The sequence below is a fragment of the Clostridium culturomicium genome, assembly GCF_000821305.1.
Classification (GTDB): domain Bacteria; phylum Bacillota; class Clostridia; order Clostridiales; family Clostridiaceae; genus Clostridium_J; species Clostridium_J culturomicium.
On record NZ_CCXK01000017.1, the window covers coordinates 367,000 to 389,685 of the forward strand.

The 22,686-nt window shown below is 31.0% G+C and carries 14 protein-coding genes and 1 pseudogene; 11 read left to right on the forward strand and 4 right to left on the reverse strand.

What is annotated here, in order from left to right; all coding sequences use genetic code 11:
* Positions 1 to 228 precede the first annotated feature (228 nt).
* From BN1075_RS14225 to BN1075_RS14250, 7 genes and pseudogenes are all read left to right on the forward strand, one after another.
* Entirely contained in the window at positions 229 to 1,446 is a 1,218-nt protein-coding gene (locus BN1075_RS14225; RefSeq protein WP_148315517.1) for an FtsX-like permease family protein, read from the forward strand.
* A 122-nt stretch (positions 1,447 to 1,568) separates the two neighbouring features.
* Positions 1,569 to 3,365 (forward strand): annotated as a pseudogene (locus BN1075_RS22225) (ATP-binding cassette domain-containing protein); the annotation flags it as partial.
* A gap of 1 nt (position 3,366) precedes the next feature.
* Positions 3,367 to 3,435, forward strand: a complete 69-nt coding sequence (locus tag BN1075_RS22230) for a hypothetical protein (RefSeq protein ID WP_235777847.1) — start codon at positions 3,367 to 3,369, stop codon at positions 3,433 to 3,435.
* A 361-nt stretch (positions 3,436 to 3,796) separates the two neighbouring features.
* Entirely contained in the window at positions 3,797 to 6,046 is a 2,250-nt protein-coding gene (locus BN1075_RS14235) for a glycoside hydrolase family 3 protein (RefSeq protein WP_040193880.1), read from the forward strand.
* 313 nt (positions 6,047 to 6,359) lie between these two features.
* On the forward strand, positions 6,360 to 7,055 hold the full coding sequence (locus BN1075_RS14240) for a response regulator transcription factor (RefSeq protein ID WP_040193881.1): 696 nt from the start codon (positions 6,360 to 6,362) through the stop codon (positions 7,053 to 7,055).
* Entirely contained in the window at positions 7,036 to 9,261 is a 2,226-nt protein-coding gene (locus BN1075_RS14245; RefSeq protein WP_040193883.1) for a hybrid sensor histidine kinase/response regulator, read from the forward strand. The genes BN1075_RS14240 and BN1075_RS14245 overlap by 20 nt, the downstream gene beginning before the upstream one ends.
* A 327-nt stretch (positions 9,262 to 9,588) precedes the next feature.
* Complete coding sequence (locus tag BN1075_RS14250) at positions 9,589 to 10,884, forward strand: CitMHS family transporter (protein ID WP_081911611.1); 1,296 nt, start codon at positions 9,589 to 9,591, stop codon at positions 10,882 to 10,884.
* Between the two features lie 317 nt (positions 10,885 to 11,201).
* Here the strand turns inward: BN1075_RS14250 and BN1075_RS21640 are convergent, their stop codons facing one another.
* The gene (locus BN1075_RS21640) at positions 11,202 to 11,360 is read right to left on the reverse strand and encodes a hypothetical protein (RefSeq protein WP_156132798.1); all 159 of its coding nucleotides are present in this window, start codon (positions 11,358 to 11,360) and stop codon (positions 11,202 to 11,204) included.
* 480 nt (positions 11,361 to 11,840) lie between these two features.
* On the opposite strand from BN1075_RS21640, the gene BN1075_RS14255 reads away from it, so the two are divergent.
* From BN1075_RS14255 to BN1075_RS14265, 3 genes are all read left to right on the forward strand, one after another.
* Positions 11,841 to 13,595 carry a phosphoenolpyruvate carboxykinase (ATP) gene (locus tag BN1075_RS14255; RefSeq protein WP_040193886.1) on the forward strand — a complete coding sequence of 585 codons (1,755 nt, stop codon included), beginning with the start codon at positions 11,841 to 11,843 and terminating at the stop codon, positions 13,593 to 13,595.
* A gap of 196 nt (positions 13,596 to 13,791) precedes the next feature.
* Complete coding sequence (htpG, locus tag BN1075_RS14260) at positions 13,792 to 15,669, forward strand: molecular chaperone HtpG (RefSeq protein WP_040193887.1); 1,878 nt, start codon at positions 13,792 to 13,794, stop codon at positions 15,667 to 15,669.
* Positions 15,670 to 15,923: 254 nt separating this feature from the next.
* Positions 15,924 to 17,543, forward strand: coding sequence for a GH3 auxin-responsive promoter family protein (locus BN1075_RS14265; RefSeq protein ID WP_235777848.1), 1,620 nt, complete (start codon positions 15,924 to 15,926; stop codon positions 17,541 to 17,543).
* A gap of 152 nt (positions 17,544 to 17,695) precedes the next feature.
* Here BN1075_RS14265 and BN1075_RS14270 read toward each other — a convergent pair whose 3' ends face one another.
* Positions 17,696 to 18,283: a TetR/AcrR family transcriptional regulator gene (locus BN1075_RS14270; RefSeq protein ID WP_040193889.1), complete on the reverse strand. Its 588-nt coding sequence runs from the start codon at positions 18,281 to 18,283 to the stop codon at positions 17,696 to 17,698.
* Between the two features lie 196 nt (positions 18,284 to 18,479).
* Positions 18,480 to 20,339 carry a flavocytochrome c gene (locus BN1075_RS14275; RefSeq protein ID WP_040193891.1) on the reverse strand — a complete coding sequence of 620 codons (1,860 nt, stop codon included), beginning with the start codon at positions 20,337 to 20,339 and terminating at the stop codon, positions 18,480 to 18,482.
* A gap of 349 nt (positions 20,340 to 20,688) precedes the next feature.
* Between BN1075_RS14275 and idi the strand changes: the two genes are divergently transcribed.
* Positions 20,689 to 21,219, forward strand: a complete 531-nt coding sequence (idi, locus tag BN1075_RS14280; protein ID WP_040193892.1) for an isopentenyl-diphosphate Delta-isomerase — start codon at positions 20,689 to 20,691, stop codon at positions 21,217 to 21,219.
* Positions 21,220 to 21,288: 69 nt separating this feature from the next.
* Here the strand turns inward: idi and BN1075_RS14285 are convergent, their stop codons facing one another.
* On the reverse strand, positions 21,289 to 22,656 hold the full coding sequence (locus BN1075_RS14285) for an MATE family efflux transporter (protein WP_197072324.1): 1,368 nt from the start codon (positions 22,654 to 22,656) through the stop codon (positions 21,289 to 21,291).
* Positions 22,657 to 22,686: the final 30 nt, after the last annotated feature.

Here is a 22,686-nt window from a genome sequence, read left to right on the forward strand (position 1 = left end):
TGAGTGCTATATTAGGGTGAAATATATTAGTTTATTTAGAGATATTCATAGGAATATCTCTTTTATTTTTTAGGTAATAAAAAATTATGCTATAAGCATTTTTATTGCACAACCCCTGTTAAAAATTTTATTAGAGAAATTGAAGAGGAAGTGTAGAAGAAGGATAAGATAAAACCGAGGTTATCCATTAAAAGAGCAGGAATTGTGGGAGTTAGAAACTTTAAAGTAATGACTTTGAAATTTGCATTAACCTCAGTAATTTTAGTATTATCTTCATTTTTCTTGCTTTTAAACTTCAGCGGGTCTATTGCTAACGAGCAACAGTCAATAATTGAAGAGCTTGTAGCAAAGAAAGGGAATGGCTTAAGAGATATTGCAGTGTTTTCCAGTGTAACAGGAGGAGCAAGTACAGAGGAGGAAGACAGCAATAAGCCGAATATAGACATTGAACAGTATGTTTCAAAGGTGTTAGATAAGTATAAAAATGATGAAAGAATTGAACATATAATACCTGCACTAAATATTAATAATATGAAAGTATCTATTGACGGAGTAGTAAATAATTATCAAGTAGAGACCTCTAATACTGTTGCTTCAATTGATAAGGTTGAGGCTGGCAGATTACCAAATCTAGATGGCAGAGAAGTTGCAGTTACAAAATTATTTCTTGAAAAAAATAAGTTAAAGCCAGAAGAGGTTATAGGTAAGAAGATATCTATTGAAGGAGAAGGTTATGATTGGTCAAGTGGACAACCTCAATCAATAAAACAAACAGTAAAGGACTTAACTATTGTTGGAGTTGTGGATTCAACTATTCGATATGATTCACCAGATGGAAAGCCTTATGAATTTGAACTTGAAGATGCATTTATTTATGGGTTAGATGTTGTTAAAGAGCTTAATAAGCAGAAGAACTCTTCAGATACTAATATATCCTGCACTATAAGAGTTAAAAAGGTAGAAGATATTATGAATATTGTTGAGGAATTAAATGCAGAAGGAATAACACCTTTTGGAGAATTTGAATCAGTGAAAGATATCCTTAAAATAGATAATACTTCAGGAGAACAAACAAGTTCTATGGCTGGTATTTTGGCGGTTATTGCAGTTGTTGTAACCCTGGTTGTAACAATTATTAATGGTTATTTAAGAAAGGGTGAGTATACGATACTTAAAATTAATGGATACTCTAAAAATAGCTTATTAAATTTAAGTATGATGGAATATTTATTAATTGCTTTGAGTTCATCAGTTATTTTTGTTGCAGGATTGCCTGTTATCAATAGTTTATCTATAAAACTTTTTGGTATGTCTATATCAGGTTCAAATTCTATGGTTATGGGTATTGTGATTATAATTATTCAAGGTTTAATTGCAGGATTAATCACATCATTTATAGCAGCTAAAACTAATATATCTAATAATTTGATGACAGGTGATAGATAATGATTAAGATTAATAATTTATATAAGAGTTTTAGAGAAACAAAAATATATGAAGGAACTGATTATGAGTTTAAAGAGAATAAATTAACTTGTTTCTTTGGGCCCAGTTGATCGGGTAAGTCAACCTTATTTAACTTGATAGCTGGTTTTGATACCAAATATGAAGGGGAGATAATTGTTAATGAAAATAAGCTAAAGGAGTTAAGTTTGGATGAGTTAAGTCAATATAGATTTAACAATATAGGCTTTGTATTTCAAAATTATAATCTTTTAAAGGGCTATAGTGCCTTAGAAAATGTTTTAATGGGAATCCACTTAAATGACAAAATTTCAATAGAAGATAAAAGGGAAAAGGCGAAGGCGCTATTAATTAGCTTAGGTCTTGAGCTACAAATCAATCAATCTATTGAAACCTTAAGTGGAGGTCAAAAACAAAGAGTTGCAATAGCTAGAGCCTTAATAAATGAACCTAAAATAATCTTGGCAGACGAACCTACTGGTGCTGTAGATGAAGAAGCTACTAGGGAAATTATGGAGGTTTTAAAATCAATTTCTAAGGAAAAAACTGTGATAGTAATTACTCATGATGAAGAGGTTGCCGAATATGCGGATGAAATTATTGAGATTGAGGATTATGGTATTGTTATAAAAAAAGATGAAGGTGAAAGGGAAAAAATTGCTATTAGATCAGATGTACAGAAGGAAATAACAAAGAAACCTAAACTTAATAATGAGATTTCACGAAAGCTTAGCTTAAAGAACTTTAAAATTCATTTATTACAGTTTATCTTGGCTGCCTTGATTATTGCTTTGGGAAGTGCGGCATTTGTAGGTTCTTTGGCAACAAAAAAAATCACAGACAACTTAATTAGTGATTTTAAAGAAAAAAATTTCGCTTACAATATTGGACAGGCACCTTTGTTTTATGAAGGGAAAAAAGTTAATGAAGATATGGAAAAAATCTTTAAGTATTTAGAGGCTCATAAGGATATTGAAAATGTTTATTATCAGTATGATCTTGAAGAAGTGAAGTTGATTAGTGGAGAAAAGGAATTAAATATTCCTATAAAGGTGCCTACAGCTATTGCAAAGGAAACTATGGCTTATGGGGAAATGCCAAGACCAGGTAAAAAAGAAATTGTAATATCTTCTAATGTTGCTAATAGATTAGTTGATGATGTGAAATCAATAATTGGAAGGGAAATTAAACTGCAATTTAAAAGTTCTTCAGGAAATTTAGAAGAGATTAAATTAAAGGTAACTGGTTTATCTAATTCCCAATATCAGGATTTCACCCTAGATTCAGCAACAGAGAAGGAAGTATATGAAAAAGCTGATATAAATAAAGAAAATCCAACAGCAGTTTCTTTTGTTGTTAAGGAATTTGAGAAAATATCTGCCATAGATAAGGAATTAAAGGAAAACAAAATAGGTGTATTTACGAAGGCTCAAGAGGTTGATGCTTTCCAAGAGTCATTTACAAGCTTAATTAAGCTGTATACAATAATATCTGTATTAATACTTATTGTGGGATTAGCAGTGAGTGGAATTATTCTATATGAGATTTCAGTTGAAAGATATTCAGAAGTTAACGAAGTTATTGGCACTATGAATAGCTTTTATTTTATGATTTTCATTTTCGTCTTTATCTTAATAATAAGTATATCTTTTATATATTCCAAGGCAATGACAAAACTATTGGTGGACATGAGTAAAATTGCTCAAAAAATTTCTCAGTGTGATTTTCAGTATAAATATAAGGTAACAAGGGAAGATGAGATTGGTATCCTGGGAAGCTCATTGAATTCAATATCAGATAATTTAGAGAAAAGCTTAAATGATTTGCAGTGCAGCAATGAAAAGCTAAAGGAAGAAATGAAGATTCAAAGGTATCAAGAGGAGAAAAGGGCTAATAGCTAATATTTCACATGAATTAAAAACGCCTATAACTATCATACAGGGTACAATTAATAAATGTATGGGATATTGACTTGAAAATAAGTCCTATAGGAGGAGAAAATATAATCCTGCCTATAGTTTTTTTCTTATAGTTGATTTATTAATAATAGAGAATAATAGAGTAAAAAGTAATAATAAGCAAAATTAACAAAAAACAATTTTATTGTAAGATAAAACATTGTAAATGTGGGGAAAATATGATTAAAATACACAATAATTGCGTAAGTTATTATTTGTCTTGAAAATTATCTTTTTTTAAAATAATATAATTATATAATATAAAGTTGAACAATGTCATAATTCTAATGATTAATTTAATATTTAAAGTTAGTTGAAAATATGAGGTTAGATAGCTTAATCGTTAGAGAATAGTGATAGAAGGAGAAAGAAAAATGACGAAGAAAATAGCTAGTGAATTAGTAAGATACTACAGTAATGAAAACGGTCCCACTATTGGTGTTACAGTAAAAGATGTAATTAATGTAGATGGAATGTATTTTAGGGATATTAATGGTGATGGAAAACTTAATGTTTATAAGGATTGGAGAAAGTCACCAAAGGAGCGTGCTGAGGCACTAGCTGCGGATTTATCTATTGATGAGAAAATAGGCTTAATATTCATAAACTCATGGAATATGGGTAGATTTCAAGAAGATAAAGAGCAAGTAGATGAAACTGGACTTTTAGATGAAAAGCATGTTAAGAAGGGTGAAAGCATATTTAGTGTTGAGTCTACTTATGGTACAACTCATACTGTAAAGGAATGGGGAATTCGTCACTTAATATTAAGACAAAATCCAGAACCAGATGAGCTTGTAGACTGGATGAATCAATTAAATCTTTTAACTGAAGAGTGTGATCATGCAATACCTATGGTAATGGTTTCTAATTCAAGAAATGAAAATGGTGAAATGGTATTTGGAATGAATGATGCAGTTGGAGTTTTTGCTGCTTGGCCAGGAACTATGGGGATAGCTGCAGCAATTAAAGGAAGTGATATAAGCATCATTGATGATTTTGCAGATTGCATTCGTAAGGAATGGGATGCTGTAGGAATGAAGAAGGGTTATATGTACATGGCTGACGTTATGACTGATCCAAGATGGCAGCGTACTTACGGAACATTTGGAGAAGATCCAGCACTTATTCAAGATATATTTGAGCGTCTTATTCCAGGAATTCAAGGCAGTGCTGAAGGTGTAACTACTGATGGAGTAGCAATGACAGTAAAACACTTCCCAGGTGGTGGAGCTCGTGAAAATGGATTTGATCCACACTACAAACAAGGTCAATGGAATGTGTACCAAACTGAAGGAAGCTTACAAAAGTATCATTTACCAGGTTTTGCAGTTGCAATAGATAAAAATGCATCTTCTATAATGCCATATTATGCAAAACCAGCTTTAGAGAAAAGTAAGCCACAGGTGGATTTAGATGGAAATCCTGTAGAAATGAAGCCATTAGGTTTTGCTTTTAACAAGTTCTTTAATGAAGAATTATTGAGAAATAGAATGGGCTTCAAAGGGTACATTAACAGTGATTCAGGGATTATCGGAAAAATGTGCTGGGGAGTTGAAGAGTTAGATGAAGCAGAAAGAACAGCTTTAGCTTTAAATTCAGGCGTAGATATAATAAGTGGTTCTTTAAGTATTGCTGAAGCTAAGGAAGCATATGAAAGAAGAACTAATGGTTACTACACAACGGAAGGAAATAAACTTCCTGAAGGATATACATTGGAGCAGGTTACTTTAACAGATGAAGTTTTAACTAAAGCTGTAGAACGTACCTTAACAGAAATGTTTGAACTTGGAATTATGGATAATCCATATAGAGATGCTGCTAAGGCAGTAGAGGTTGTTAAAACTCAAAAGCATTGGGATGCTGCCTATGATGTACACCGTAAATCAGTTGTTCTTTTAAAGAATGAGGATGAAGTTCTTCCATTAACTTCAGAAAAACTTCAAGGCAAGAAGGTTTATGTTGAAGGCTTTAAGAAGAAAGCTGAAGAAGCTGAAAAACTAACTGAAAACTTAAGAAAGCAGCTTTCAGAAGAAGCATCATTAACATTAACAGAGGATTACAAAGAGGCAGATTATGCAATTTTATTTGTTAATCCAAGTTCAGGAGATTATTTTAATGCAACACCAGGATATTTAGAGTTAGATATTTGTGATGCTAAGACAGTTGTAAATGTAGATGAAGTTGGAAGACCAGCTGAAGAAACTCATGAGGAAACAACACTTGCAAATGCTGATAAAATCAGAGAAATTTATGAAGCTGTAAGTGCAAAGGGTGGAAAGGTAATTTCTAATATTAACTTTACTTTGGCTTGGATTATAGGAAATGTAGAGAAGAACTGTCATGCATTATTAGCAGGCTTTGATACTTACCCATCTGCAACAATGGATGTTATACTTGGTAGATTCAATCCGGTAGGAAAGATGCCAATAACTCTTCCAAAAGATGATAGTGTTATTGCTGTTGACAAGGATGGAGTATGTGTTTCTCCTAATGATGTTCCGGGATATGATAAGGATATGTATATGCCAGAATCCATGAAGGATGAGAACGGTAAGGCTTATGCTTATAGAGATAAGTGTGGTAACTACTATGAATTAAACTTTGGTTTGTCATATAAATAAAACTAATAATAAGAACTGGTGTAAGAGTAATCCTACACCAGTTTTTTTATGTTTACATATTTAAAATATATAATTTCAAAATTAAACTCATCATGATTAGAGAAGGGGATTAGATAAATTAAATATTTTTTATCATAAAGGTATAAAAGATGTTTGTAAAAAGTGAGAAAGATAGATATATGTCAATTCATCTAAACATAAATAGAATATTAACAGAAAATGAAGGAATATGAGTTTAAACGGAGAATATGATATTTGAATGGATAGTAATGTGGCATGAAATAAAAAATGCTACGTGTAAGGTGGAGGAAATATGGAAGATATTAAGATACTAGTTGTTGAAGATGAAGAACCTATTAGAAAGTTGATTGGAAAAATTTTATCAACACAAGGGATGTCAGTATTTCAAGCTGCAAATGGAAGTCAATGCTTAGGGTTAATGGAGAAGTATGATTTTGATTTAATAATTTTGGATATCATGATGGGAGACATTTCAGGTTATGATGTAACAAAAATTATTAGAGAACAAGATATAATGACACCAATTATATTTTTAAGTGGCAAAAAGGAAGATGAAGATATTGTTAAAGGATTAGATGTAGGCGCAGATGGTTATATTACAAAGCCTTTTAGTCCCGCTGTTCTATGTGCACAAGTAAAATCACAAATTAAAAGAAAAAGAGAGATTTTAAATAAAGAAGCCAAAACGAGCATATTAAAAAGAGGTCCCTTTACCTTTGATTATGCAAGTTATAGATTTTTCAAAGATGGAGTAGAGATTAAGCTATCCTCAAAGGAAACGAAGCTTATCAAGTTCTTTATGGAAAATCCTCATAAAGTATTTTCAAAAGAAGAGTTGTATCAAAATGTATGGCATGAAACAGAAACTGATGATAATAGCATAATGGTTTATATAAAGTATTTAAGAAATAAAATTGAAGATGTACCAAGTAAACCTCAATACATCAAAACTCTATGGGGAATTGGATATGAATTTGATGCAGATTAAAAAGCTTTTTGGTAGGAGATGTATAAAGATTTCCATTGTAATACTTTTTATAGGTTTGTATGCTTTGGGAATGTATATAAATTATGATGAGTACAGGGATACAATTGTTGCTAAGCAGCAAGAAAATATGCTTGGTATTACAAGATCTATTTGTAGAAGTGTGGAATTATATTTTGAAAGCATCATTGATACTATGGAATCTATTTCAGGCGATAGAGAATTTATACAAGATATTAGTCGAATATCAGAAACAGGAGAAAAAAATGTTATACTTGATGAGTTTAGGGCATATTATAACTCGAAAAGCGAACTGGTGGATAGAATTTATTTTATTGATTCCATAGGAAAGGTAGTATCCTATTATCCTGATGGTGGTGAAGAAATTTATCTTGAAAATAAAGAAGATATTGAAATAGCATTGAAAACTAGACAAACTCATATTGGAAGAGCATATATGCACAAAGATTTAAAAATATTTGTTGTAAATATTTTTAAACCTGTATTTATAGATGAAGAGTTTAAAGGGGTTATTGCAATTTCTTTAAGTCTTGATGTTATATATGATAATTTGATTGCACCAGTTAAGGTTGGGCAAAAGGGTTATGTTATGGCAAAAGATCAAGAAGGTATAATCATAATGCATCCAGTTAAAGAACAGGTGGGGATGGATGTAATAGAAAGTAGAAAAAAAGCATATCCAAGCTTGGAGTATCAGGAACTTGAGAGACTTGTCAGTGAACAATTAGAAGGTGAAGAAGGAACAAAAATTTATCATTCCTATTGGTGGGGAGATAATGTTTTGAAAAAAACTAAGAAGTTAAATGCATATACGCCTTTAAAATTTGGAGATTATTTTTGGGTGGTAGCACTAACGACTTCCTATGAGGAAATAGCTGATCCAATAAATAAATTTTTGTTAAAAAGCTTCTGTAATTCAATTGCTATTGCAGTTATTATGGGTTTATTTCTGATTGTATTGTTTAATATGAAAAAAAATAAAGATGAGCTTGAAAAGGAAACAAAGTACTTAAAAATGCTTAATGAAACATCTGAGCAACTGCGAAAGCAGGAGGCAGAGTTATATCATTCTCAGAAGCTGAAGATGATAGGAACTTTAGCGGGAGGTATAGCTCATGATATAAATAACCTTTTAACACCTATACTGGGATATTCTGAATTGCTTTTAATGGGGTTCTCAGAAGATTGTGAAGAATATGAAGAGGTTCAAGAGATATATAAAGCTGCTCAGAAGGGGAAGGAGCTCACACAGCAAATGCTTGTATTAGCAAGAAGTGATAGTAACATTATTCAAGATGAATTGGTGGATATTAATTTTGCTTTAAAAGATACTTTGAAATTATTAAAGACATTAGTACCAAAAAAAATAGTTATCAATGAATATATTGAGCAGAAATGTGGTTTTATTAATATCAGCTATACACAAATTCATCAAGTTCTTTTTAACTTATGTACAAACGCATATCAGTCTATGGATGGCAGTGGGGTTATGGAAGTTTCTTTAAAGGTGATTTCAGGTAAAAAAGCTCAACAAATTAGTAGTAAATTATCAGCGAAGAAAGATTATGCTGAAATTATTATTAAAGATTCTGGTTGTGGTATGGATGAAGAAACTCTTGCTAGAATTTTTGAACCATTCTTCACAACAAAAGAAATTGGCGATGGTACTGGCCTTGGGCTATTTGTTGTGCAAAGTATAATTGAAAAACATAATGGTATAATATTAGCTAATAGCAGCGTTGGCGTAGGTAGTACTTTTAAAATTTATTTTCCGTTAGTTAATGGGAATGTTAATAATTTTGAAGCTAGTAAAAGAAAAGAAAAGTCAGAAGTAAAAAGAATATTAATTGTTGATGATAATGAAGAAGTCATCAAAGTTCTAAAAAAAGGGCTACAGCAGCAGGGGTATAAGGTTGTATACTATACATCTCCAATTCAAGCGTTAAAAGTTTGGAAGGCGAATTATAATCTTTATGATATTGTAATTACAGATTTTATGATGTCTGATATGAGGGGAAATGAGCTTGCTAGAGAAATGAAGGCTGTAAAGCCAGGTATTCCAATAATTTTGATGACTGGTTATATGGATAGTGAATTAGTTGAGAAAGATAAGGATATTTTTGATGGCTATCTTCCAAAGCCAATAGAAATTTCTGCATTAGTTAGACTTATTAAGGATATAAAATAATAAAATGAGCTAAATTCTTAAGTGAATTTAGCTCGTTTTTTATTAAATTAATAACTTAAAAGGTTTATTAATTTGAGTACATAAAGTCATGAACTTAACAGTTTTTCTATTTTTATCATAGTAAATGTTAAATAATTGTTTTCTTAAAAAATGTCGAAAATAGATATATTTATTTAAGATTATTTTAAGAATTTACTAAGTTTATTTTAAGAATATTAATTTTATTAAAAATAATTTAAAAAAACTATTGCAAAGATTAATATGTTAATATAAACTAATATTAACAAATAAATACATAAATTGTTAATATTTTGAGGAGGGTTTATTATGTTAGCTTTTCTAGGTTATGCAATGGTAATCACATTTATGGTACTTATAATGAGCAAGAAAATGACAGCGTTTACTGCACTTATAACTGTACCAGTTGTTTTTGGACTTCTAGGTGGGTTTGGTCTTGAACTCGGGGAATTTGCTTTGACAGGGGTAAAAAGTGTTTCATCAACAGCTGCAATGTTATTATTTGCAATTCTATTCTTTGGAATTATGATAAGTGCAGGGGTATTTGATCCTTTAGTAAATGCAACTTTGAAAATTGTAAAGGGTGACCCACTAAAAGTTTTAGTAGGAACTGCAATTTTAGCAGCTATCGTATCACTTGATGGTGATGGTTCAACTACTACAATGATTTGTTGTTCGGCTTTAATTCCTGTTTATAAGAAGCTTGACATCAAAATGATGTATTTAGCAGCAATTATTATTATGCAAAACTCAATTATGAATTTAATTCCATGGGGTGGTCCAACTGCTCGTGTAATGGCTGTATTAAATCTTGATGGGGGTGCAATTTTTAGACCTTTGATACCAGGAATGATTTTAGCAGTAATTTATGTAATCTTTGTAGCTTACTACTTAGGATTAAAAGAGCGTAAGAGGTTAGGTGTAAAAAACTCAGAAATAGCTGTTGATGAAATAGCTGCATCTATAAGTGCTGAAGAAGCTGCTCTAAAAAGACCAAAACTGATAATAGTAAACTTTATCTTAACTATTATTGTTGTTGCAACTTTAATCAGTGGTAAAATTCCAGCAGCAATAATATTTGAAATTGGTACTGCTATAGCATTATTAATTAACTATCCTAAATTAAAAACCCAAAGAGAAATTATTGAAACAAATGCAGGAGCTGCAATGCAAGTTTTAATCATGGTTTTAGCAGCTGGTGTATTTATGGGAATATTAACAGAAACTAAGATGGCTGAAGCTATCGCACAAAACTTAGTTGCTTTAGTGCCAGCTTCAATGGGGAAACATTTTGGTTTAATTACTGCAATAATTAGTATACCAGGAACATTCTTCTTATCTAACGATGCATTCTATTTTGGAGTTCTTCCAGTACTTGCTCAAACGGGTGCACAATTTGGATTTACAAGTTTACAAATAGGTGCTGCTTCCTTATTAGGGCAAGCATTCCACTTATTAAGCCCTCTAGTAGCTTTCATATATTTATTACTTCAATTGACAGGTGTAGATATGGGAGAGTGGCAAAGATATGTGGCAAAATGGGCAATTGGGATATTTGTAATATTCGTAGTTGCAGCTGTAGCTGTAGGAATAATTCCACTATAATTTATAAAATATAGAATTGGTTTAAAAGGTAATTGAATTAAAAACAACCCAATTGATATTTAATCAAGTCTTTAAAACAGTCCCTCTTAGTAAGTAATATCACTAAGAGGGATTTTATTATTTTAAAATATACATTAAATTTAAAGTAGATAAATTTGTAATAGTTAATATTTTACAATAGCTGATCTCTCATGGGAAAGAAAATTGATAAGTAAATATGTTAATGAATTAACTAACTTGATAAAAAGAGAAGAGTACAATAATTTTAAGTACTCTTCTAATTACAAATATGAGTCAAGATAATGTTATCCGTTATTTTAATCAGTAACAATTGAATGCCAGTTTGCATGAATTTTTGTAAGCATACAATAAAGGTCTGAAGCATCTAGATTATGCTCATTTGTTTCTACATCACCGTGGTATTGGTATGAGGCAATGATATCACTTAGGTCTTCATATAATTCAGATCTGTTCATAAATTTAACCTCCTATAAAATAAATTATATAATAATATCACGAATTGTTTGATAAAATTATAACATACTCTTTGATTCAGAAGATTATAATTTATAAAAGTTTACAAATATTTAATTTTATTGAAGATAATGTAACGATTTAGAACTAGGGTTTCCCTTATTAAGTAGGTGGATGTTATAAATTTAAATTGATTATTTTGCTAAAGAATAAACAGATTAACAAATATAATTAGAAAAACATTGTAAATAATTAAGTGAGGGAATAATATAGCAAAATTCACAAAAATTGAATATTCAGTTAATTAATTTTTAATATAATAAAACTTTTATTTTTAGTGATATAATGTATAATGTAGAGAGTTTTTTTTTGATTAATTGATTTTAAATCTGTTGTACTTCTATGGTATAAAAGTAGATTAATTAGTTAATTAACATAATTTGCAGTTTTACAGTTTCTAAATTAAAAATGGGGGGATTCATATGAAGAAAGAATTTTCATTAAGCAATGACAAGGTAATGTTGAATTTTTCAGCAAAATATTGTGACACTATCGAAAAGTTATTAAAAAGCTATGGGTTTAGAAGGGTATTAATATCCTATTGCAATAGAATAAAAAGTAGAAATTCTAATTTATATAAGTATCTAGAACAAAATTTAGAACATGTTAATTCAGATGAAGAATTTGTAGATGAATTAATTGATTTATTTAGGCTTCTAACTGTTTTAAAATCAAGTGAAATAATTACATTAAATGCTAAGTTTGGCTCAGTTCTTAATGATAGTGATAAATTCTTTGATTTTGTTGAGGATTTTTATGGCTATTGGAGAAGGCTAGAAAGATATTCTATAGTTCATAATGTAAGGGTAGCTGATGGTATAGCCACTGTAAGTTTCGTGGATGCAAACAATAAATTTTCAAAACTTGTTTTAGATTTATACCGTAAAGTACAAGAGAGTGTTTTATCTTCAGAACCGTCAGTATATAGGCAGTTAGCTGCTGGAGCAAATGCTGGCTTAATATTGAATAACACTGTTTGGCCATGTCCTTATGAATATGAGATATTAGAGGATATTCCTTTTATAAGTAATATAATATTAGAAGCACCATTTATTAATTATCCAAAGAAAAACACAAGAAGCGGTTACTTTAAAGAAATATTTAAAAATCCATTAAGTGACTGTTATATTGATAAAGAACACTTTTTTTGTTATCCTGCAAAAGTTGGAGAGTTGACAGCGTTTATATATTTTCATAGGGATTTAATGGCCCATGGTGTAACTCTTTGCAATTTATTTGAAATGGCAAGAAAAGAAGATTATAGAGGTAAAAAGCCGGATATAGTATTTGTGTTTGGAGCTAGAGATGATAGCAGTGAAAGTAAAACATTATTCTACGATGATATAAAAAACAACATAATGTTAGGATATATTAATCACAATGATGCTATAGATTATTTTGGCTACATGAAGAAGATGACATTGACTCTCCATAATTTAATTATGATCAAAAGAGGAAATCTCCCAGTTCACGGGGCCATGGTTAATGTGGTTCTTAAAAGTGGAAAGTCTGCTAATGTTGTAATTATGGGTGACAGTGGAGCTGGTAAGTCCGAATCACTTGAAGCTTTTAGAGGATTAAGTGAAGATTATATTAGTGATATGACTATTGTATTTGATGATATGGGATGGGTGAAATTAGATGAGCATGGCGGAAAGCCGTTAGCTTATGGAACAGAAATAGGCGCTTTTGTTCGATTAGATGATTTAGATCAGGGATATGCTTTTAAAGAGATTGATAGAAGTATATTTATGAATCCTGATAAGACTAATGCAAGACTTGTTATGCCTGTTGCAAGTTATAAGGAAATAATGAAGGGATATCCAATAGATTTATTCCTTTATGCAAACAATTATAAGGCTGTTGAAGAAGGAAAAGGAACTCTTGAATACTTTACATCGGTTGAGGATGCAATTAAGGTATGCAGAGATGGAGCAAGAATGGCAAAGGGAACTACTTCGGAGATGGGACTAGTTAAATCATATTTTGCAAATCCTTTTGGTCCTTACCAAAGGCAAGAGGAAACGGACATATTAATAGAAAGATTTTTTGACGAATTCTTTAAAACGGGAGTGAGGGTAGGAGAGATGAAAACTTGTCTTGGGCTGCCTGGAAAAGAAAAGGATGGTCCTAGAGAAGCGGCTATTGATTTGTTTGAATTTATTAAAAATTTATAAAGATATTGTTAAGCAGGTCTTAATGACCTGCTTTTAATATTGAAAAATCAATGGTGAACATTATAATAAGGGAAAAAAGGTCAGTATGGTGATTTGTTGACATAATTTTTTAAATATGATATATAAAAGATATGTGATTAGCACTCAAGTATTTAGAGTGCTAACAAAATGTTTAATGATAGGGAGAGATATTAGTATGGAAAAGAAACAATTTAAAGCAGAATCCAAAAGATTATTAGATCTTATGATTAATTCAATTTACACCCATAGAGAAATATTTTTAAGAGAACTTATTTCTAATGCTAGTGATGCTATTGATAAAATGTATTATAAAGCATTAGTTGATGAGTCTTTAACATTTAATAAGGATGACTATTTTATTAAAATAAGTATAGATAAAGATAATAGAGAAATTAAAATATCAGATACAGGTATTGGAATGACTGAAGAAGAACTAGATGATAACCTTGGAGTAATTGCAAAAAGTGGTTCTTTACAATTCAAAAAAGAAAATGAAGAAAAAGATGGTCATGATATAATTGGTCAATTTGGAGTAGGGTTCTATTCTGCATTTTTAGTTGCAGAGAATGTAACTGTTATAAGTAAAGCTTTTGGTAGCGATAAAGCTTATAAATGGGAATCAACTGGAGTAGAGGGATATACAATCGAAGAATGTGAGAAAGCTACAGTTGGAACAGATATAATTTTAAAACTTAAAGATAACAACGAAGATGAGAACTATGATGAATATTTAAATGAATATACATTAAGAAACTTAATTAAGAAGTATTCAAATTTCATTACATATCCAATTAAGATGGATATAACTGGAAGTAAGGTTAAAGAAGGAACAGAGAATGAATACGAGGATTATGTTGAAGAACAAACAATAAACAGCATGGTTCCAATTTGGAGAAAAAATAAAAATGAATTAACTAAAGAGGATTATGAAAATTTTTATAAAGAAAAGCATTTTGGATTTGATAATCCATTAAAGCATTTACATATAAGCGTAGATGGTGCAATAAGCTATAATGCAATTCTTTATATCCCAGAAAATATGCCTTATGATTTTTATACAAAGGAGTATGAGAAAGGACTTGAGCTTTACTCAAAAGGAGTCCTTATTATGAATAAGTGTGGAGATTTATTACCTGATTACTTTGGTTTTGTTAAAGGGATAGTTGATTCAGAAGACTTATCTTTAAATATTTCAAGAGAAGTATTGCAGCATGATAGACAGCTTAAATTAATAGCTAAAAATATTAAAAATAAAATCAAAGGTGAATTAGAAAATATGTTGAAGAATCATAGAGATGACTATGAGAAATTCTATAAGGCCTTTGGAAGAACCTTGAAATTTGGCGTATACAGTGATTTTGGAAAGGATAAAGAGGTACTTCAAAATCTGTTAATGTTCTATTCTTCTAAAGAAAAGAAAATGGTAACTTTAGCTGAATATGTTGAAAGAATGGCAGAAGATCAAAAATACATTTATTATGCATCAGGAGAATCTATAGAACGAATTGAAAAACTTCCACAAACAGAGCTTGTTGCAGATAAAGGGTATGAGATTCTATACTTCACAGAAGATATTGATGAATTTGCAATAAGAATGTTAATGAATTATAAGGAAAAAGAATTTAAATCAGTATCAAGTGGTGACTTAGGAATAGAAGAGAAAGATAATGAGAATGAAAGTTCTAAAGATGATGATAATAAAGAATTATATGAAGCAATGAAGAATGTTTTAGCTTCAAGAGTAGTAAAAGTAAAAACATCAAAGAGATTAAAAAATCACCCAGTATGCTTAGCCAATGAAGGTGATTTAACAATCGAGATGGAGAAGGTATTAAATTCTATGCCTGACAGTGAAGGAGTTAAAGCGGATAAGGTATTAGAGATAAATACGAATCATGAAGTATTCAATGCATTAAGAGATGCTTTCAGTAATGATAAAGAAAAGTTTAATTTATATACAGAGCTATTATATAACCAAGCGCTATTAATTGAAGGATTATCAGTGGCTGATCCTGTTGAATTTTCAAATGGCATATGTAAACTAATGAAATAGAAAAAAAGACAATCTTAGATTGAACATACCTGTTTATTGAGGGAGAGTGTTCAAATAGGATTGTCTTTTGCATTTATTCTTTTAATAAAATAGCATCTTTTAATAGAGAATTATCATATTAGCTATATTAGGAATATAATAACACATTTTAATATTTTTCATAAAATAAATATAGAAAACTACTAAGGAAGTGTGTTATTACGAGTATCATAAACAAAGCTCTGTATAGGATTTTAGTATACACGGGAACACCTATTGAAGGAAAATTTAAAAAGTACACTAAAAATCCTAGAAAGGTAAATGAAAGAATTTTAATTAAAATTTTAAAGAAAAATTCGAATACTGTTATTGGAGATATATATGATTTTAGAAATATTAATACGGTGGAAGATTTCAAAGAGAAATTTCCTATAACAGACTATAGTTATTATGAAAATTATATTGAAAGAATGGCAAGGGGCGAGAAAAATATATTAACTAGTGATGAAGTTGAGTATTTTTCACATACTTCAGGCACAACTGGAAAGCAAAAGTTAATCCCAACAACAACTACAAGTCGGAGAATTCCATCAAAGTATATGGCTTTTTTAATAAATAGATATGCTTTTAATGAGTTTAAGAAACAATGGAATTATGAAAAAGGATTAATGCTGGCAGATATTACAAATACAAATTATACGGAAGGTGGAATTCCTATATGTTCAGCAACTTCAGGTGGAATAAACGCCATCGAACCGATTTTACCTTATTTATACACTTCACCTATTGAGGTCATGAAGGTAAAAGATAAAGAGGTGGCTAGCTATTTGCATTTATTATTTGCATTAAAGGAGAGATCCCTTTTATTTATTAATGGAGTGTTTATTTCAAATGTAGTTGATTTATTTAGAGTATTAGAGAAATATAGTTTACAGCTAGTAAGAGACATAAAAAGAGGCGTGATAAGCAGAAGTTTAAACTTAAATGAGGACGTAAGAAAAAAGTTAAATAAGTATTTGTCCCCAGATGCTTATAGGGCAGACGATCTAACTTTAGAATTTAAAAAGGGATTTAAGGGTATTGCCAAAAGAGTATGGCCTAACTTAACTTATATTGGAACAGTTACAGGAGCGAATTTCTCCATTTATGATGAGATGTTAAATTATTATACTGATAACCTTCCAGTGTATTCACCAATTTATGCAGCCTCAGAAGGCACTATAGGTATTAATCCTTATGTGAAAAAAGTTGAATATGTAATTATCCCAGACACGGTATTTTATGAATTTATAGAGCAGAAAGATTTTAATTGTCAAAATCCTAGAACTTTATGTATAGATGAGTTAAGCCAAGGTGGAGTGTATGAAATAATATTAACTAATTATTCTGGATTATATCGTTATAGGTTAGGGGATGTAGTTAAGGTTGTAGATTATTTTAATAGTACACCTTCAATTGAGTTCTTATATCGTAAAAATCAAGCTTTAAATATGGTATCTGAGAAAACTACCGAAGAACATCTTACTAATGCTATTCTTAAAATGGTTGATAATTTAAAAATTAAATTAATTGATTATACTACTTATCCTGATAATTCTATTAGCCCAGGAAGATATATTATTTATTTAGAAATAAGCGATGAATACAAAGAAAACAGCATTTTAGAAGCTGAATTTGATAAGGAGCTTTCTTTGGCTAATTTGGCTTATGGAAGAGCTAGACAAAGTAAGAAGTTAAGAAGACCTAAGATTATTTTGCTGAAAAGAAATACTTTTAATAAGATAAAAGAACTTTTAATTAATGGAGAAGTTTCTAAAAATCAAATTAAAATTCCAAGGGTTGTTGTAGGAAAGGAAAAAATTATAACAGTTTTAAAAGAAAATATTATAAAATAAAACATAATGGATGAAGGAAGAACTGAGAGAGTTCCTTCATCCATTTTTAGATTATATATATAAGGCTATGGTATAATATATATAGGGAGTAAAGTAAAAAAAAGCCTGTAATAAATTATGTTTATTGCGGGCTTTTTTACTTAATTCAAGAACTACTGAGGATTTAGAGTTAAACTTTTACTAAATAAAACAATAAACTTTTCTATGGATGAAACTAAATCATAATTCCCGTCATGCTTAGCCCAGTCAGAGCTATAACCACGAAGTAGGACCATTAGCATTCTGGCAGTTTCTTCAGGATCAATGGAAGAATTAAATTGTTTTTTTTCCACACCTCGAATTAATAAATCTTTAAGAACTTTAAAGATTTTTCTGTTTTCATCCAAGTAATTAACTGAATTATTCTTAAGTGGTGCCATATTAATACAACGGCTTGTTTCAACTCCGTTTCTAATGTTGTACTTTCCATAACAGGTACAGAAGAGTTTTAAATTTTCTACTTCATCTTCTTTGAATTGTGAAAGAACTTCATTAGAGAAAAAGTCATCTATATCTGAGAAGAGAGCCCAGGCAAGGTCACCTTTTTCTGAAAAATAGTGATAAAAGGTTCCTGTAGATATATCTAGCTTTTTACATATTCCTCTAATAGTTATATTTTCGTAGCCTTCAGCGTTTATTAATTCTGTTATTTTAGAAAAAAGTTCTTGTTTGCGAGCTATAAATTTTTTAGTTGGGTTCATTTAATACTCCTTTAGATAGTTGAAATCTACATATGCTAATTATCTTTTAATTTTAACAATAACATAACTAATAATACCACTTTTTAATATAATTGCAAGGGCAGGCCTAAACCATGATGTTTAGACCTGCCCAACATATAATATTAAATTAATTAGGGGTTAATTCTTGTTGATATAATTATTTTTAAACTAATTATTACTTGGTAAATGAAGCTGCATTTGTACCTGCTATTCTACCAAATACTACGGTATCAGTTAAAGCATTTCCACCTAAACGGTTACTTCCATGGATTCCACCAGTAACCTCACCAGCAGCATATAATCCAGAGATTACATTACCATTTGTATCAATAACTTCTGTAGCTTCGTTGATTTCCACTCCACCCATTGTGTGATGAACTGTTGGTATACGAACTGCAGCATAGAATGGACCATTGTTGATTCCGTTGTGTACTTTATTAGTATCTACAAATAATGAACGTCCAAACTCATCAGTTTGTCCTTCAAGATCTCCGCCTTGACAATAACGGTTATATTCTTCAACAGTTGCAACTAGGTTTTTAGCAGGAACACCGATTTTCTCAGCTAATTCTTCTAAAGTATCAGCTTTTACCGCTCTTCCAGCAGCCACTAAGTCATTTATTGTTTCACCAAAGTTATTTAATTCATCACCAGTAGGGTAAGAATCACTATCCATAACTATGTACATTTTATTTTCAGGCTGAGCAAATAATCCAAGAGTCATTTCATCACGACGCCCAGCCTCATTAACAAATCTATTTCCTTCGATATTAACAAAAATACGGCTTTCAACAGAATGCTCTATATTTCCAGAAAGACTTCCAGTGTTTGGATCACCTAAAGGTAATAATTGAATATTGCCCATCTGAACAAGGTTTGCACCAACTTCTTCAGCCATTTTAATACCATCACCTGTTATTGAACTTGTATTAGTACTTAATATGTTATCACCAAGAGAAGGCCATTTATTAAGTATTTTATTTGCTTCTTCACGCATTTCTACATTTTGTCCAAATCCGCCTGTTGCCAACACAACTCCATTATTAGCTTTAACAGTAATTTTGTTTCCTGTTTTTCCAGTACAGTTTACACCAGTTACGGTGCTATCTTCAACAATTAATTCATCAGCAGTTGTATGATAAACCATTGTTATACCTTGATTTTTGTCCATATATTCTTGATATGTTTTGAAAAATCCAGTTCCTTCTGGTTCAACTGGTTTATGCGCACGTGGCCACATACCTCCAGTTACAGTGAAAGGTTCATCATAGAATTCCATACCAAGACTTTTTAACCATTCAACACCGTCCCAAGCATTTTCAGTTAAAGTTTCTACTAGAACTGGATTACCTTCTTGATCTCCACCGTTAAAAGTTTGATCGTAATGGTGCTGAACACTGTCATTATTTGCAGCAGCAGTTTCACTACCGTCATCAACAGCGTTTAATGCACCTCCAGAAAGGATAGTATTTCCACCCATTTGTCCCGTCTTTTCTATGACTACAACGCTTTTGCCAGCTTGATGTGCAGTAACAGCAGCAGCCATACCAGCACCACCAGCACCAATTACAACAACGTCGGCTGTTAGTTCTTGATCATCTTCTTTAGAAACTTCTTTTTTTATTTCACGTAAAGCTTCAATATCTGAATCAGAAAGGCCAGCTTGCTTTAAACTGTTAATAACACCTTCAACAATTGCATTACTTGTTAAAGTTGCTCCGGAGATTGTATCAACCCCAAGACCTTGAATTTCAAGTATTTCTTCTGATATTGTTTTTACAGCCGGTTCTCCAATACCTGGAGTTTCTGTGTGATCGATTTTGATATCTGTGATTTCACTTTCAGAAACAGTTACTGATATGGTCATTTCATGCATACCATTGACTGTAGCTGAATATGTACCAGGCTTATAAGTTAAAGATTTGTCAGGTGTGTTCTTAGATGAACAACCTACGAAGGAAGAAGTTGCCATTGTTAAAGCTAATGCTAAAACTAATATGGTTTTTTTACTTCTTCTTAAATGATTTTTTCCCATTTGGTCCCCTCCATACAATAAAAAAATATAAAAAATAGAACGTGTTATAGAACATGTCTGTTAATTTTATAACATAAATTTTGCTGTGTTGCAATATGTTTTTTTATATTTTTGAAAATTTACTAAAATTTTTATTAAAAAGTATATATTTTGTCAGTTACGGATATAAAAATGATGCTTATGTAAATAGTAGTAACTTTGATATATGGACTTATAACTCTTAATCTATAATATTATTACGTGAAATATAATATACTTATTGAAAAATGATGTTATAAATAATAAGCTATAGGTATATAGAGTATTAATAGAATATAAATAAATGAATTTGTAAATGAGGAGTAGTTCGATGAATGAAATGATAATATTAGTTGATGAAAATGATAGAGAGGTTGGGACCATAGAGAAAATGGAAGCTCATGTGAAGGGGAAGCTTCATAGGGCGTTTTCAGTTTTCGTTTTTAATAATAAGGGCGAAATGATGCTTCAAAGAAGAGCACTTCATAAATATCATTCTGGAGGTCTTTGGACAAATACTTGCTGCAGTCATCCAAATGCTGGAGAAGTTTTAGAGGAAGCAGTGCATAGAAGACTTGTGCAGGAGATGGGATTTGATTGTGAGCTGAAAGAAATAAAGTCATTCTTATATCATGCTCATTTAGATAATAATTTAATTGAACATGAATTAGATCATATTTTTGTTGGGTATTATGAAAATGAACCTGAAATTAATAAGGAAGAAGTAGAAGAGTGGATGTGGATTAGTTGTGATGAGTTGAAAAAGGAAATTAACAATCATCCAGAAAAGTTTACTTATTGGTTCAAGGTAGCAATGGACGAGGTTTTCTTACCGAAGGATTTAAAAGATTATATAAAGTAAAATTAATTGTATAAAAAGAGGTAAAAGCTGTCACTATTAGTGACAGCTTCTTTATTATAAAATATAAACTTATAGTTCGATTCGTGTCCATTTCCCAGTTCTAAAGCGTAACATATTAATAATCAGACGTATATTTTGATCGATAAATACTGCAATCCATGCACCAATAAGCCCAAGGCCAGCAGGAAAACATAAGAGCCAGGTTAATAGGGGTCTTACAATTGCTATGCTTATGAAAGAGGTACGTGCAACATATTTTGTATCTCCAGCTCCCCTAAGAGCACCAGAGATTATTACTTGAGAGGTCTGAATGTGGGTAGTAAAGGCTATGATTATTAAGATTATAGAGCCCAGCTGAATTATTTCTGCTTCTTTTGTAAAAAGTCCAACTAAGAAATTTCTTCCAAAAATAAAGAAGAAGAAAAGGATGGTTGAAGCAATAATGGCCAGTCTTTGAGTAATACTAGCATAAAGCATGGCTTTATCGGGTCTTTTAGCACCTAAACTTTGACCTACAAGGGAAGAGGCTGCAATACTAAATCCATCACCTACTGCAAAGGAAAGATTTAATATGTTCATACAAATTTGGTGAGTGGCAAAGGATGTTGTACCTAGAGCTGCTACCATTTTAGCGTATAAGAAAAAGCCTATCCTTAAAAATACCTGCTCAACCATAGCGCTGCTGCTTACATTGAATACACTAGATATAGTCTGTTTGTCAAAGGACCATGGAATTTTAGTAGTTATATCAAGAAAGCCACGATTTTTCACAACAGAGCGTATTGCCATAATGAGGGCAATGATGTTACCCAAAGAAGTTGCAATAGCGGCCCCTGTAACACCTAATTTTGGAAAGAAGAAAAGACCATTAATTAAAAGCGCATTAAATATAACATTTACGATATTTGCAGTTATATTTGTATACATGGAAATCTTAGTATTTCCTATTCCTCTTTGAGCTGCATTAATAGTGAGACAAACAGAGTTAAAAATCATACCTAGTAGAATGATTCTAAAGTATGTAACAGAGGTGTCAATTATATCAACGTTAGCACCAGCAAAAGCTAAAAGAGGCCTGGCAAAGAGAATTCCAACTAAAGCAAGTAAGGTTCCGGATATGAGACTCAATATCAAGCATTGTTTTAAACAGCTATTTGCACCTTTAATATCATCTGCTCCTTTACGTCTTGCCACAACTGCCGTTACTCCAACATTTAAGGAAAGGATAACAGCAAGGAGAATAAATCTTGGCTGATTTGTAATACCAACTGCTGCAATTGCGTCAGGTCCAAGGTTTCCAACCATCATGGTATCAACAGCAGCGACTAATGAAACAAGGATTGCTTCAACTATGGATGGCCATGCAATTTTTAAAGTAGCAGTATATCCATCACGGGTTAGCGGGAGACTACCAAGTATATGTTCTGGCTTAACCATGTATTTACATGAAAATGCCCGTTTTAATAA